Here is a 14,876-nt window from a genome sequence, read left to right on the forward strand (position 1 = left end):
TTCCTCCCGTTCACGGCTTCAGGGTTCGCGCCTTGACCTTGGCCGCGCCCTTCAGGGTCAGATTGGCCGAGGACGCGCCCACGGCGACCTGGTAGTCGCCGCCCGTCAAGCTCCAGCGGTTGGCCTTGGCGTCGAAGCCGCCCAGCAGGCGCGGGTCGGCGGTCAGGGTGACGCGGCGTGTCTCGCCGGGCTTGAGCTCGATCTTGTCGAAGCCGATCAGTCGCTGGGTCGCCTTGCCCGCCGCCCCGGTCAGATAGACTTGCGGCGCGTCCTTGCCGGCGCGCTGGCCGGTGTTGGCGACGTCGAAGCTGACGCTCAGGGTGTCGCCGCCCGTCACCTTCAGGTTCGAATAGGCGAACGTCGTATAGGAGAGGCCGTAGCCGAACGGGAACAGCGGCTTGGCCCCGTTGGCGGCGAAGCGGCGATAGCCGACGTCCGCGCCCTCGGAATAGACCACGTCGAACTGGGTCTTTTCCGGCAGGCCCAGGCCGGGGAGCTGCGCCCGAGGATACTGGTCGATCGACGTCGGGAAGGTCATCGGCAGACGACCCGAGGCGTCGACCGCGCCGAACAGCACGTCGGCGATCGCCTCGCCGCCTTTGGCGCCCGAGTACCAGGCCTCGACGACCGCGCCGGCCTTGTCGAGCCAGGGCATCGTCACCGGCCCGCCGGTCTGCAGCACGACGACCGTGTTGGGATTGGCCGCGACGATGGCGGCGATCAGTGCGTCCTGACCGTCCGGCAGGGACAGGTCCGGGGCGTCCTCGCCCTCGCCCATCCACTGGTTGCCGAACACCACGACGATGTCGGCGGCCTTGGCGGCGGCTGCGGCGGCGGACGGGTAGCGGCCGTCGTCGAAGACGACCTTGGCGTCCGGCGCGGCCTTGCGGATGGCGGCCAGGGGCGAGGAGCCATTGAAGTACTGGCTGCGGAACGGGCCCATCATGCCCTCCCCGCCCAGCGGGATGATCGTCTTGGCGCCGCCCGGAGGGACCACCTGAGACGAGCCGCCGCCCGACAGCACGCCGGCGTCGGCGTGGCCGCCGATCACGGCGATCGTCTTGGCGGTCTTGGCCAGCGGCAGAAGACCTTCGCGGTTCTTCAGCAGCACGATCCCTTCGGCCGCCGCGGCGCGGGCGATCTCGGCCCCGGCGTCATAGTCGATGGCGCCGCCCGGGGCGACCGGCTTGTCGAACAGGCCGGCGGCGAACATCGAGCGCAGGATGCGACGGCTGGCGTCGGCCAGACGCGCGGCCGGGATCTCGCCCTTCTCGACGGCGGCCTTCAACGGCGCGCCGAACCAGACCTTGGCGTCCAGCTGCTCGCCCGACTGCTGGTCCAAGCCCTTGACGATGTAGTCGGTGGCGTGGACCGCGCCCCAGTCCGACATCACCCAGCCCTTGTAGCCCCAGTCGCGCTTCAGCACCTCGTTCAGCAGGTGGTTGTTGCCGCAGCTGTAGTCGCCGTTGACCAGGTTGTAGGCGCACATCACCGAGCCCGGCTGGCCCTTCTCGATGGCGATTTCAAAAGCCAGCAGGTCGCTCTCACGAAGGGCCGCCTCGTCGATCACCGAATTGGCGAAGTGGCGGCTGGTCTCCTGGCCGTTCAAGGCGAAGTGCTTGATCGTCGAGACCACGCCCTGGTCCTGGATGCCCTTAATCGACGCCCCGGCCAGGTTGCCGGCCAGCCAGGGATCCTCGCCGACATATTCGAAGTTACGGCCGTTGCGCGGGTCGCGGGCCAGGTTGACGCCGCCGGCCAGCTGGACGTTGAAGCCCTTGGCCCGCGCCTCGCGTCCGACCACCGCCCCGCCCTCATAGGCCAGTCTGGTGTTGAAGGTGGCGGCCAGCGCCAGGCCCGACGGCAGGGCCGTGGCGCCGTCGCCGGGTCGCACGCCCAGCGGGTTGGTCACGCCCAGGCTGGCGTCGCTCTCGTTGACGGCCGGCACGCCCAGGCGCGGGATGCCAGGGATATAGCCGGCCGAGCCGATCGCGCCCTCGGGCTTCTTGATCCCGAAGATCGGCATCGACATCGGCCCGTGGACCAGGCCGATGCGCTCGTCGAGGGTCAGCTCCTTCTCGAGCAGCGCCGCGCGCTGGTCCGGAGAGAGCTTGGCGTTCATCCAGGGACGATCGGCGGGCGCCTGCGCGTGGCCAGCGGTGGCGACGGCGAGGACGGCGAGGCTCGCCGCGAGGTTCAGGGTTCGCTTCATGCGTGGGTCCTCGGGCTCAATAGGTCAGGCCGAAATGGATCGAATAGAGGGGGCTCTTGGAGTCGTGCGGCGCGTCCTCGGCCTGGGCCTCGACGGCGGCCATCGACGAGGGCAGCTCGAACGGCAACTTGCCGCGCGGCGGCGCGACGCCAGTCAGGGCGTCGAGGAAGGCGTCGTCGCCGGCCCCGAAATCGCCGATCAGGGCCGAGGCCTTGTCGCGGACATTGGTCAGGATCGCCGGACGGTCCAGATAGACCGCGACGATGGTCGGGACCTTGGCCGACGCGGCCTTGATCGCCTCGTAGTCGGCCGCGCCGTCCTTGAACGACAGGTCGCCCTCGTGCTGCAGGCTGCCGAACATGTAGTTCGGGTGCAGGGTCTGGAACGGGGCGGCCACGCGAATGATTGCCAGGTCCGCCTGGGCGAGATCCTCGACCGGGACCAGGCCGTGCGCGCGGGCGACGTCGGGCGAAACGCCCTTCAGCCACACCTTGCGGCCGACGGCCTTCAACGGCAGCAGGTGATCCTTGTTCTCCAGCAGGGTCAGGGCGGCGCTCTGGGCCGCCCGCCCCTCGGCGACGAAGGCCTTGGAGCCGACTAGGGCCGCGGCGGCCTTGGCGTCGACATAGGGGTTCTCGAAAAGACCCTGCTCGAACTTGATCGCCAGGATGCGGCGGGCGGCGGCGTCGATGCGGGCCGGCGCGATCTTGCCCGCCTTGACCGCCGCCACCAGCTCGGCCGTGTCCTCGACGCCGCCGAACTGGTCGAGGCCCGCGTTGACGCCCTTGGCGTAGCGATCGATCTTGGTCAGGGTCTCGACGCCCCAGGCGGTGGAGAGGCCGGCGAAGGTCGGCTTCACGCCCGGCGGGAAGCCGTTCAGGCAGGTGTCGCCGCAGTCGTTGGTGATCGCCCAGTCCGACAGCACGATCCCCTTGAAACCGTGCTTGTCGCGCAGCAGGTCGGTCAGCAACTGCTTCGAGAAGCCGGCGCCGACCTGCTCCAGGCCCAGGTCCTTGAGCACCGCGTAGGTGGGCATCACGCCCACCACCCCGGCCGCGAAGGCCTCGTCGAACGGCTTGACGTGCAGGTCGAACTGGCCCGCCGGAAAGACGGCGTAGCGACCGTAGCTGTTGTGGCCGTCGAAGCCCTTGGCCGAGGCGCCATAGCCGACCCAATGCTTGACCACGGCCGAGACGCCGTTCCGCGCGAGATTGGTTTCGCCGCCTTGGAAGCCCTGGACGTAGGCCTTGACCAGTTGGCCCACGCGCTCGGGATCCTCGCCGAACGTGCCGTTGATCCTCGACCAGCGGGGCTCGGTGGCTAGGTCGGCCATCGGTGACAGGGCCTGGTGGATGCCGACGGCGCGGTATTCCTGGCGGGCGATGTCGCCGAAGCGGCGAACCAGCGCCGGGTCGCCGATCGCCGCCAGGCCCGTGGCCTCGGGCCACTGCGAGAAGCCGCCGCTGGCGACGCTAGCCCCGGCGACGAACTGGAAGTGGTGGCGCGGATCGGTGCTGATGGTGACCGGAACGCCCAGGCGGCCCTGCTCGGCGATGGCCTGGACGGCATTGTTCTGCTCGGCTAGCCAGGCCGGATCACCCGACAGCCGCGTGATGAAGGTCGTGACGTGGCGCTCGATGATCAGCGGCGTCAGCTTGGCCAGGTCGTAACCCTGGCCTCGTCCCGGGATCATGCCGCCGACGGCCGGCAAGGTTCCGTGCATCATCTGGCCGGCCTTCTCCTCCAGCGTCATGCGCGAGACGAGGTCGTCGGCGCGCGCGGCGGGCGAGCGGCGCCAGTCCTCGAATGGCGACAGCCGGCCGTCGCGGTCCAGGTCTCGGAACCGCAAACCGTCGATGGCCAGGACCTTGCCGCCGCGGGCACCCAGCGCCGGCTGGCTGGCCGCCAAGGCCGAGGACCCAGCCACGATCGCCAGGGCCGTCGAAAGCAGAAGACGTTGAAGGACCGGCACGCCAAACTCCTGAACGCTGAACAAAGAAGCGCCCTCGGCGGCGCAGGGACCGCCGAGGGCGAGGGTCACCGGGTGGTTAGAAGTTCACGCCTAGGCGCATGCCGAAGGTGCGCGGCGGCGCGTAGAACTCGCCGTTGCCGTTGGTGGACAGGCCCGTGGTCGAGTTCGGCGACGAAGCGGTGCGGACGTCGTCATTCTCGAGGTTGCGGACGTAGCCCTGCAGGGTCCACCGGTCGTCGGCGCTGGAATAGGTCAGGCTGACGTCGGTCTTGGTGAAGCTGTCCTGCCGGTTCTGGGCGAAGCCGTGATATTCGAGGTTCTTGCCGCTCTCGTAGTGCGTCTGCACGCGGCCGACGAGCTTGGCGCCCGACGCGATCTCCCAGGTGTGCTGGTAGCCGACATTGAGCGTCCAGGTCGGCGTGCGGGCCATGCGGCAACCCGAAAAGTCCGTCGATCGGGGCGACGGAGCCGTGAAGTTTGCCTTGAAGCACGCCGCCACACTGGCGTTCGCCGCGTTGTTGGCGAAGGCGTCGCCCAGCGGCAGCACGAAGTCGGTGTAGCGGGCGTGCAGGTAGCCGAGCGTGGCGTCGATCCGATCGTTCTCGGTCAGGACAAGGTTGCTCTCGAACTCCGCGCCATAGACCCGGGCCTTGTCGGCGTTGAGGGTGACCGTGGCGTTCTGGCCGGCGATCACGCCGACAGCCGAGACCTGGAAGTCCTTGTAGTCGTACAGGAACGCCGTGGCATTCAGCTGCAGGCGGTTATCGAAGAAGCGGTTCTTCACCCCGGCTTCGTACGAGGTGATCTTCTCGGGCTCGTAAGTGTTGGCCCCGACGCCGTCGAAATAGCCGCCGGCCTTATAGCCGGTGGCCACGTTGGCGTAGAGCATCGAGCTGCTGGTCAGGTCGAAGTCGGCGCCGAGCTTCCAGTTGGTGGCGTTCCACTTGGCGTCGGCCAGGTTCTTGACCACGACCGAAGTGATGGCTCCGGCCGAATTGGTCAGGAAGGTGCCGCCGTCGCGGGCCTTGTGGTCTTCGGTGTAGCGCAGGCCGCCGGTCACCCGGAACCGGTCGGTCACCGTATAGGTGCCCTGGCCGAACGCGGCGATCGACTTGGCCGACACCTCGGGCTGGATGAACGACAGGTACGAGTTGGTCGCCAGGAACACCCGGAAGTCGACGTTGTTGTCCTCGGTGAACCGGTAGAAGCCGACCACCCACTTCAGGTTTCCGGTGTCCCCGCCCAGGCGCAGTTCGTGCGACCAGGTGTAGTCCTTGCCCTTGAAGTAGTTGGGCGCGCCGGTGCTGGCGTTCTCGCCGCTGCGATCGAGGCGCGAGAAGTTGTAGCCGGTCAGGTAGGTCAGGGTGGCGAACCCCAGGTCCAGATCGGCCTGGCCGTGCGCGCCGAAGAACTTGTTGTTGCGATAGATGTTGGTGGCGCAGTTGCAGGTCCACGGATCGCTGGTGGCCAGGGCCGTGCCGTAGGTCTTGTCGCCGCCGCCGGCCCCGCCCTGGTGCAGGTAGTCCGCGCCCAGGTGGACCTGGAACGTGTCGCTGGGCTTCCACAGCAGCTGGATCCGGGCCGACTTGTCGTCCTGGTCGTAGCGGTCGTTGCCGCCGGTGCCCGGGCCCTTGTTCAAGGCCCGCACGTAGCCGTCATGGCGCGACTGCTGGAAGGCCGCCCGGATCGCCAGGGTGTCGCCGACCGGGACATTGACCATGCCCGAGGTGGTGAAGGCGCCGTAGTTGCCGACATCGAGCGCGCCGTTGCCTTCGTAGGCGAACTTGGGCTGCTTGGTGATCACGTTGATCGCCCCGGCCGTGGCGTTGCGGCCGTAGAGCGTGCCCTGCGGGCCGCGCAGCACCTCGACCCGGTCGACGTCGTAGAACAGCGCGCCGACCGAGGTGGACCGGGCGATGTAGATGCCGTCGATATGGTAAGCCACCGCCGGGTCGCCGACCTCGGTGGTGTTGGTGCTGCCGATGCCGCGCAGGAAGACCACGGCGGCGCCGGAGCCGCTGGAGCTGATCTGCAACGCCGGCACCTGGGCCGACAGGTCGACGACGGTCTTGATGCCTTGCGATTCCAGCTTGTCGCCGGTGACGGCCGAAACCGTCAGCGGGGTCTTCTGCAGGTTCTCGCTGCGGCGCTGGGCGGTGACGACGACCTCGTCCAGCTTCACGACATTGGCGTCCTGAGCCATGGCCATGGGCGCGTGAAGGCTCACGGCCGCGAGCGCGGCCGACGCGAACAACAGACTACGCATGTCTTTCCCCTTGTCCTGCCTGAACGATCGGGCGCGGCGGCGCGAGCGCCGAAACGTCGGAGACGTCCAGTCGACGCCCGGGTGGACGCCTGATTGCGGTTCCTCCGGCCCCTTGTTTCGAGGCCTTTCCTGACTTCGCTCCGCACCGCTTCATGGCGATTACGACAACGTTGTCGTAATCAGACATCACGCTCAGACAACGTTGTCTATAACGATTTTATTGACACCGCTGTCTCGATGAAACCGATTACAGAGGCGGATTTGCGCTCCAGCGGCGCGGAGGCGAAGCTTTATTCCCGCCGGGCCCTCGAACCGAAAATCCGTTCCGAAGGAAGCGCTTCCAGAGGCTCAGCCCTGTCGGTCGCTCACGTCGCGCGGCGGCGCCGCGGAGTCGCGGGACATGTGCCGATAGTCCAGCTGCCGGACCGCTACCCGCGCCCGGTGCCGCTCGTCGCCGAAGCCCTGAATCAGCATTTCCACGGCCGCCTCGGCCATCTCGGCGGTCGGTTGGTGGATGGTGGTCAGGCGCGGCCAGGCCGCCTCGGCGGCGGGGGTGTCGTCGAACCCGACCACGGACAGATCCCTCGGCACGGACAGGCCGTGCTTGACGGCCGCGGCCAGCACGCCCACGGCCATCTCGTCATTGGCCGCGAAGATCGCGGTGGGCGGCTCGGGCAGGCGCAGCAGCGTCTCGGCGGCGTCGAAGCCCGACAGGCTCAGGAACTGGCCCTTGGCGATCCAGTCCGGCCTGGGTTCGACACCCCGTTCTCGCAGGGCGGCGACATAGCCCTCCCGACGGCGCGCGGCCGAGCCGTGATCGTCGGGTCCGTCGATAAAGGCGATCCGCCGATGGCCCATGTCCCAGAGGCGCAGGGTCTGCTCCAAGGCGGCCTGCCGATCGTCCATGAAGACATAGGGCGAGCGCTCGAACTCCCGGTGCGGGGCGATCCGGACATAGGGCAGGCCCGCCGCCTCGATCGCGGCCAGCACCTCGCGGTCGTCGCAGGTGGGCGGGGTCAGCACCACCCCGTCGAACCGAGCGTCGCGCAACACGTCGGCGAACCCCTGGACGCCACCGACCGCCTCCGGCGGCTGGGCCTGCTCGACCACCAGGTGATAGCCGGCACGGCGACAGGCGCGCATCGCCCCCACCTGCACCTCGCCCACATAGTGGTAGGCGCCGACCCGCATGAAGATCACGCCGATCAGATAGCTGCGCCGGCTGGACAGCGAGCGGGCCGAAACATTGGGGCGATAGCCGAGCTTGTCGACGAGCGCCTGCACCCGCGCCCGGGTCGAGGCCCCCACGCCCTCCTCGCGGTTGATCACCCGCGATACGGTCTTGATCGACACCCCCGCCTGGCGGGCGATGTCGACGATGGTGACCGGCTCGCCTCGCTCGTCCTGCTGCATGCGACGACACCTAGCGGAAACGGCCTCACGGCGCGAGACATCCCCTTCTCCCAAACCGTGATGGTCGAAAAAGCGGCCCTCGGCCGGACAAGGGGTGGCCGAGGGCTCGAGGTTCCGGGGGGAAGGCGGCTACGCGGCGGCTTCGCGAACCACGCAGCGGAAGCCAAGGTGGCTGGTGGCGCTCTCGATGGTCTGGGGAATGCGGGCGGCGGGCCGGTAGCGCTGGCAGTAGTTCTCGGCGCACAGGTGCGAGCCGCCCTTGAGCACCTTGCGCGGGATCGGCGTCTGGGGCTGACTCGGATCGAGACTTCCCTCCGGGGGACCGCCGCGAGGATTGCTGGGCACGCAGCAGCTCGCCCCCTTCGGAACCGGCAGCGACCACCAGTCCGAGGTCCACTCCCAGACGTTGCCGATCATGTCATGGACGCCGTAGCCGTTCGCCGGAAAGCGCCGCACCGGCGAGGTGCGCTCGAAACCATCCAGCCGCAGGTTCTCGCGCGGAAAGGCGCCTTGCCAGTAGTTGCACATCATCGCGCCGTCGGGCGCCAGGTCGTCACCCCAGGCGAACTCCGCGGCGTCGAGCCCACCCCGCGCGGCGAACTCCCACTCCGCCTCGGTCGGCAGCGACTTGCCCGCCCAGGCGGCGTAGGCCTCGGCGTCGCGGTACGAGACGTGGACCACGGGGTGATCCTGCAGGTTCAGGGTCGAGCTGCCCTTGCCATTGGGCTTGCGCCAATGGGCGCCGAACGTGAAGGCCCACCACGATAGCGGCGCGTCCAGCGATACCGGCCCCTTCGGCGGCTGGAACACCAGGGATCCCGCCTTGGCCATGGCGGGGGCCATGCCCGGATAGTCGCGCGGATCCGGCGCGATCTCGGCTTCGGTGACATAGCCGGTCTCGCGGACGAAGGCGGCGAACTGCCGGTTGGTGACAGGGATCTCGTCGATCCAGAAGCCGTCCACCCGCACCCGGCGGACCGGCGCCTCTTCCGGATAGAAGCGCGCCGATCCCATGGCGAAGTCGCGCCCCTCGATCCTGATCATCCCCGCCGTCCGATCCGCCGCGCTCATCTCCGCCTCACTGACGCCGAGGGAAGTATGGCTGCCCCTTCTTCTCGGCCTCCAGCTTGGCCGGCGAGTCGGGGAACAGTCCATCGAAGCGGTCGACCGGATTGGCCGGCCGCAGCCAGGTTTCCGGGAAGTCGGCCGCCTTGGCGCCGGCCAGGCTGCGGAAGACCTGACCCGCGCTGGAGCGCTCGGTGAAGGGCACGGCGTGCTGTCCCTTGTTGTTGGCCAGCTTGGCGAACAGCGCCTTGCGCAGATCGATCTTGGCCTGGAGATAGGCTGGATCGTCGATCAGGTTGTGCATCTCGTCCGGATCCTTGGAGAGGTCGTACAGCTCATCGAGGTCCCAGACCCCATGGTACTGGATGTACTTCAACCGCCCGCGTTCGATGGCGAAGGTGGTCGGGGTCTGCGGGAAGGTCCATTCCCAATAGTATTCGTAGACGAAGTCGTCCTCTTTCCAGTCCGACGGCTTGATCCGGCCGGTCGCCAGCGGCAGGACGCTCTGGCCTTCGAACTGCGGCGGGGCCGCCGCGCCGGCGGCGTCGAGGAAGGTCGGGGCCAGGTCCAGGTTGCGAACCCGGCTCTCGACGACCGCGCCCTTGGGGAACCGCCCCGGCGCATAGGCGACCATCGGCACGCGGATGGACGCCTCGTAGGCGTCGCGCTTGTCGATCAGGCCGTGTTCCCCGAACTGGAAGCCGTTGTCGCTGAAGAAGACGATAATGGTGTTGTCCTCCAGGTGGTTGGCGCGCAAATAGGCCAGCACCCGCCCGACGCTGTCGTCCACCGCGCTGAGCCCGCGATAGTAGTCGCGCATGTAGGTCTTCAGCGGCTTGTCCTGGTTGTAGAAGAAATCCACCCCGTGCCAGCTGTTGCGTTGGTTGCGCACCCACATCGGCTTGCCGCGGTTGTTCTCGGGCGTATCGGCCATGCTGGCCGGCAGCTTGATGTCGAGATCCTTGTACTGGTCGGCGTAGCGATCGGCCGCCTTGACGTCGGAATGCACGGCCTTGTGCGAGAGATAGAGGAAGAACGGCTTGGACTTGTCGCGGCCGTGCTCCAGCCAGTCGATCGAATAGTCGGTCAGCTCGTCGGTGATGTAGCCCTTCTGCGGCGTGGGCTTGCCGTCGACATTCAGCATGTTGCGCTGGCCAGTCGCCACCTGCTGCGGCGACAGCCCGTCGGTCGGCAGATAGTTGCCCTGTCCCAGGAAGCTGATCCAGTGATCGAAGCCTGGTCTTGGCCCGTCGCTGGCGTCGCCCATGTGCCACTTGCCCACGAAGGCGGTCTGGTAGCCGGCGCCTTGCAGATAGGTCGGGAAGAAGGTCAGCCCCGCCTCGGACGAGTTGTTGTTGTCGATGACCCCGTGATTGCGCGCGGTCATCCCGGTCAGGATGGTCGCCCGGCTGGGCGAACACAGGGACGAGGTGACCACGGCATTGGGGAAATAGACCCCGTTCTTGGCCAGGAAGTCGATATTGGGCGTCCGCAGGCCCGGGTTCAGAAAGCCCATCGCGTCGAAGCGCAGGTCGTCGACCAGGATGAACACGATGTTGGGGCGGCTCGCGGGCGGCGGCTCGGCGCGCGCGGCGACCGCCCAGGCGGTCGCGAGAAACGCCGCCGCCAGCGCGCGCAGCAGGGAGGTCATGGGCTTGATCATCGGGTCTCCTGGGAGCTCGCATTGGCCGACGCCCAGCCACGCGGATTGCGCTCGGCGTCGGCGCGGAAGGCCGCCAGCCGTTCGGCGAGTTTCTTAGCCTCGTCGGGGTGCTTGAGGCTGACGTCGTGGGACTCGTTGTCGCCGCTCAGATTGTAGAGGGCCGGCCGCGCGCCGTAGGGGGCGGCGGTCCCGGTCGGGGCCAGCGGCCACTTCTCCGAAATCACGGTCCGGTATTTGAAGTCCGCGTCGCGCACCGCCTGGAACTCGCCCGAATAGGCGGTCACGTAGTAGAGATAGTCGTGCGGCGAAGGCCCGCCCGAGAGCATCGAGGTCATGTCGCGGCCGTCGAGGATCCGGTCCGTCGGCGACGGAACGCCCAGCATGGCCAGCAGCGTCGGGAACAGGTCGATGTTCATCGCCATGGCGTCGCTGACCGATCCTGGCTTGGTCTTGCCGGGCCAGATCACGAAGCCGGGCACGCGCATGCCGCCTTCATAGGTCTCGCCCTTGCGGCCGCGCAGGTCGCCGACGCTGCCGCCCTGGTCGCCGCCGTTGTCGCTGGTGACGATGACGATGGTGTCGTCGGCGATCCCCAGCTCGTCGATCGCCTTCATGATCCGGCCGACATTGGCGTCGAGATCCTCGACCACGTCGCCATAGACACCGCCTTCGGAGACGCCCTGATGCTTGGGATTGGGATAGTGCGGCAGGTGCGGCGCGGTGAACGGCACATAGGCGAAGAACGGCTGGCCGGCGTTGGCCCGCATGAAGCCGATCGCCTCGTCGGTGAAGCGTTCGGTCAGGGTGTGCTGATCGGTCTTGTCGGGCGGGGTGTCCACCGCCTCGCCCCGATAGATCGGCAGCGGGGTCATGTCGTTGCTGTAGAGCACCCCGAAATAGGTTTGGAACCCCAGGTCGGTCGGGCGATGGCCCGGCGTGTCGCCCAGGTGCCATTTGCCGAAGGCCCCAGTCCGGTAGCCCGCGCGCGACAGCACCTCGGGCAGCAGGATCTCGTCGGCGGGAATGGCGTTCGCATAGCCCGCCGAGCGGCGAATCCGCGCCATCGGATTGTCGGTCGGGAAGAAGACGTGATTGGCGGCCCGCGAGCGCGTCGGATACCGACCCGTCAGCAGCGCCGCGCGTGACGGCGTGCAGACCGGCGAGCCCGAATAGAACTGGGTCAGCTTCAGCCCCCGCGACGCCAGGGCGTCGATGTTGGGCGTCTTAATCAGGCGATTGCCGTACGAGGACAGGTCGCCGTAGCCGAGGTCGTCGAACAGCAGGACGACGATGTTGGGCCGATGGCCGGTGACGGGCTTGACCGACGCCAGATAGGCCTGCTTTTGCGCCGAATGATCGGCCGCCGGCTCGGCGTTCATCGCCGCGGCCTTGGTCAGCGCCGTATCGGGTCCCAGCCGGAAGTCCAACGTGGCCGCGCCGGTCTCGGGGATCGTCACCGTCCGTTGCTGGCTGGCCAGCCCCATGGCGGTGACCAGCACGTCGTATTGGCCGGCGGGCAGGCGCGGCAGGTCAAAGCCCCCGTCCCGACCGGTCGTGTCCCCCCGCAGCAGGTCGTTGACCACCACCTTGGCGCCCGCGACGGCCGCGCCGTCGGGCCCGACCACCCTGCCCTTCACCTCGCCGGCGAAGGACGGCGCGGCCAAGGCCAGGGCCGCCGCGCCAATCAACCAGAGCGCCTTCATGTTCATGCACGCCTCACATCACGACGGGGAAAACGGGCGCCCGCGCGGGCGAGCGCCCTTCGCGCTCTCAGTTGAACTTCGCCGACAGCCGCAGGCCGTACAGGCGCGGCGGCGCGTAGAACGCCGTGCCGTTGGTCGTGACCCCGGTGGTGGCGTTGGCGTTGGAGTTGGTGCGCACCGCCTTGTCCTCGAGGTTGCGGACATAGGCCATCAGCGACCAGTGGCCGTCTTCGCTGGCGTAGGTCAGGGACAGGTCGGTCTTGGTGAACGCCTTCTGGCGGTTCGAGGCGAAGCCGTGGAATTCCAGCTCCTTCTCGCTCTCGTAGTGGCTCTGCGCCCGACCGGTCAGGGTGGCGCCATTGGCCAGTTCGAAGGTGTGAGCGTAACCGGCGGTCAGGCTCCAGGTCGGCGTCCGCGCCATGTGACAGCCGGCGAAGTCCCCGCTCCGAGGTGACGGCAGGGCGTAGTTGGCGGCGTAGCAGCGCTCGACCGAGGCATTGCCCGCATAGTTGACGAACGGATCCCCCAGCGGGAGCACGAAGGTTTCGTAGCGAGCGTGCAGCCACGACAGGTTCAGGTCGACGACGTCGGCGCGCGAGATCTTGAAGTCGCTCTCGACCTCGACGCCGTAGATCACCGCCTTGCCGGCGTTGCGGGTCACCAGGGCGTTCTGCCCGGCGATGTTCTCGACCGCCGAGACCTGCAGATCCCTGTACTCGTTGTAGAACCCGGCCACGTTCAGACGCAGCCGTCGGTCGAAGAACCGGTTCTTCGAGCCGATTTCGTAGGCGGTGATATGCTCGGGGTCGTAGGCGTTCGGCGGCAGACCGTCGAAATAGCCGCCGGCCTTGTAGCCGGTCGAGGCCTGGGCATAGAGCATCGACGTACTGTTGATGTCGTAATCGAGACCGAGCTTCCAGTTGGTCGCATTCCAGGTCTCGTCGGAGAGATTGCGCACCACCAGCGACAGGATCGAGAAGTCCGGCTTCAGCAGATAGGTGTTGCCGTTGCGCCCCTTGTGGTCGTGGGTGTAGCGCGCGCCGGCGGTCAGCCGCAGCTTGTCGGTCACCGAATAGGTCGCCTGACCGAAGGCGGCGGCCGAACGCGAGAAGATGTAGGGCTGGAAGAACGCCAGGTAGTTGCCGTTGGCCTGCAGGATGCGGGTGTCGGTCGCGCTCTTTTCCTTGAAGGTGTAGAGCCCGGTCACCCACTTGAGCTTGCCGCTGTCGGCGCCCAGGCGCAGCTCCTGGGTCTCGCTCCAATTGTCCTGCGTCTGATAGGTCGGGCGATGATTGTCCGAGGCCAGGTTCTCGGTGACCGTGTTGACGTCCACATCGCGATGGCCGCCCAGATAGGTCAGGGTGCCCCAGTCGAAATCGTAGCTGGCCTCCAGCGTGATGTTCTTGAAGGTATTGTCCTGCGAGACGTTGACCTTGGCGTTGGTCGTGTAGGGATTACCGGTCTCCAACGGATAGGCCACGTCGCCGAAGCCGGCGCCGCCTCGGTGCAGATAGTCGCCGCGCACCAGGACCTTCAGCTTCTCATTGGGCTGGTACAGCACCGACAGTCGCGCCGAGGAATCGTCCTGGTCGTTGCGATCGTTACCGCCGGTCCCAGGCCCCATGTTGACCGCCTTCAGATAGCCGTCGTGGCGGCTGGTCTGGAACGCCGCCCGGACGGCCAGGGCCTCGCCCAGGGGCACGTTGATCATGCCGGTGGTGGTCAGGGCGGCGTAGTTGCCGACCTCGACGTCAACCGCCCCCTGATAGTCGTGCTTGGGGGCGTTGGTGATGATGTTGATGGCGCCGGCGGTGGCGTTGCGGCCGTAGAGCGTGCCCTGCGGCCCGCGCACCACTTCGACGCGATCGAGATCGTAGAACAGGCCGCTGATCGCGTTGGCGCGCGAAACATAGATGCCGTCGACGTGCACGGCCACGGCCGGGTCGCCGACCACCGTGGTGTTGGTGCTGCCCACGCCGCGCATGAAGACCTGCGCGTTGCCGCCGCCGCCGTTGCTGATCTGCAGGCTAGGCGCCTGGCTCGACAGGTCGACGATGTTCTTGACGCCTTGCCTGGCCAGGGAGTCGCCAGTCGCCGCCGATACCGACAGCGGCACGGACTGCACGGTCTCGGCGCGACGCTGCGCGGTGACCACGACCTCTTCCACCGTGATCGGCGCGGCCGGCGCCTCGGCCCGGACCTGAGCGGGCGCCGGCGCCTCTGGCGCGGCCTGGGTCGCCACCTTGATCATCTCGGGCGCGTCGGCCCGGACCACGGCGAAGCCGTTCTGGGCGCGGACGAACGTCAGGCCCCCGGCGCCCTGCAACAGACGCCGGAGCGCGACCTCGTCGTCATAGGCGCCGATCACCTCGGCCGAACGGCGGCCGCGCACGCGATCCTCGGTGAACGAGATCGGACGTCCGCTCTGCAGGCCGAACTCCTTCAGCGCCCGCGCCAGGTCCTGGGATTTGATCTGGTAGTTGCGAGCCTCGCCATGGGCCGCTGTCGCAACCAGCGCCGCCAGGGCGCTTCCCATCAGCCACGGCGCCACGCCGCCCGTCGAACGGTGCATCATCTCTCTG

Annotated in this window: 8 protein-coding genes; all 8 read right to left on the minus strand. The window is 67.9% G+C overall.

Annotated features, from left to right (window positions below; translation table 11 throughout):
* Nucleotides 1-10: 10 nt before the first annotated feature.
* The gene (locus ABIC66_RS11810) at nt 11-2,212 is read right to left on the minus strand and encodes a beta-glucosidase family protein (RefSeq protein ID WP_354070474.1); all 2,202 of its coding nucleotides are present in this window, start codon (nt 2,210-2,212) and stop codon (nt 11-13) included.
* 16 nt (nt 2,213-2,228) lie between these two features.
* A complete protein-coding gene (locus ABIC66_RS11815; RefSeq protein ID WP_354070475.1) occupies nt 2,229-4,184 on the minus strand; it encodes a glycoside hydrolase family 3 protein in 1,956 nt (651 codons plus the stop codon).
* Nucleotides 4,185-4,260: 76 nt separating this feature from the next.
* Nucleotides 4,261-6,450, minus strand: coding sequence for a TonB-dependent receptor (locus ABIC66_RS11820; protein ID WP_354070476.1), 2,190 nt, complete (start codon nt 6,448-6,450; stop codon nt 4,261-4,263).
* A 348-nt stretch (nt 6,451-6,798) separates the two neighbouring features.
* A complete protein-coding gene (locus ABIC66_RS11825; RefSeq protein ID WP_354070477.1) occupies nt 6,799-7,863 on the minus strand; it encodes a LacI family DNA-binding transcriptional regulator in 1,065 nt (354 codons plus the stop codon).
* 129 nt (nt 7,864-7,992) lie between these two features.
* Nucleotides 7,993-8,934 (minus strand): formylglycine-generating enzyme family protein, encoded by a 942-nt coding sequence (locus ABIC66_RS11830; RefSeq protein WP_354070478.1) that lies wholly within the window; start codon nt 8,932-8,934, stop codon nt 7,993-7,995.
* Nucleotides 8,935-8,941: 7 nt separating this feature from the next.
* Nucleotides 8,942-10,591 carry a sulfatase family protein gene (locus tag ABIC66_RS11835; protein WP_354070479.1) on the minus strand — a complete coding sequence of 550 codons (1,650 nt, stop codon included), beginning with the start codon at nt 10,589-10,591 and terminating at the stop codon, nt 8,942-8,944.
* A complete protein-coding gene (locus ABIC66_RS11840; RefSeq protein ID WP_354070480.1) occupies nt 10,588-12,300 on the minus strand; it encodes a sulfatase-like hydrolase/transferase in 1,713 nt (570 codons plus the stop codon). The genes ABIC66_RS11835 and ABIC66_RS11840 overlap by 4 nt, the downstream gene beginning before the upstream one ends.
* A 61-nt stretch (nt 12,301-12,361) precedes the next feature.
* Nucleotides 12,362-14,869, minus strand: coding sequence for a TonB-dependent receptor (locus ABIC66_RS11845; RefSeq protein WP_354070481.1), 2,508 nt, complete (start codon nt 14,867-14,869; stop codon nt 12,362-12,364).
* Nucleotides 14,870-14,876: the final 7 nt, after the last annotated feature.

Source organism: Caulobacter sp. 1776 (assembly GCF_040545685.1).
Lineage (GTDB): Bacteria > Pseudomonadota > Alphaproteobacteria > Caulobacterales > Caulobacteraceae > Caulobacter.

Bases quoted from the DNA above. Each gene is read 5' to 3' on its own strand.
- ABIC66_RS11835 (WP_354070479.1), bottom strand. From the start codon at position 10,591: ATGATCAAGCCCATGACCTCCCTGCTGCGCGCGCTGGCGGCGGCGTTT.
- ABIC66_RS11820 (WP_354070476.1), bottom strand. From the start codon at position 6,450: ATGCGTAGTCTGTTGTTCGCGTCGGCCGCGCTCGCGGCCGTGAGCCTT.
- ABIC66_RS11825 (WP_354070477.1), bottom strand. From the start codon at position 7,863: ATGCAGCAGGACGAGCGAGGCGAGCCGGTCACCATCGTCGACATCGCC.
- ABIC66_RS11845 (WP_354070481.1), bottom strand. From the start codon at position 14,869: ATGATGCACCGTTCGACGGGCGGCGTGGCGCCGTGGCTGATGGGAAGC.
- ABIC66_RS11840 (WP_354070480.1), bottom strand. From the start codon at position 12,300: ATGAACATGAAGGCGCTCTGGTTGATTGGCGCGGCGGCCCTGGCCTTG.
- ABIC66_RS11830 (WP_354070478.1), bottom strand. From the start codon at position 8,934: ATGAGCGCGGCGGATCGGACGGCGGGGATGATCAGGATCGAGGGGCGC.
- ABIC66_RS11810 (WP_354070474.1), bottom strand. From the start codon at position 2,212: ATGAAGCGAACCCTGAACCTCGCGGCGAGCCTCGCCGTCCTCGCCGTC.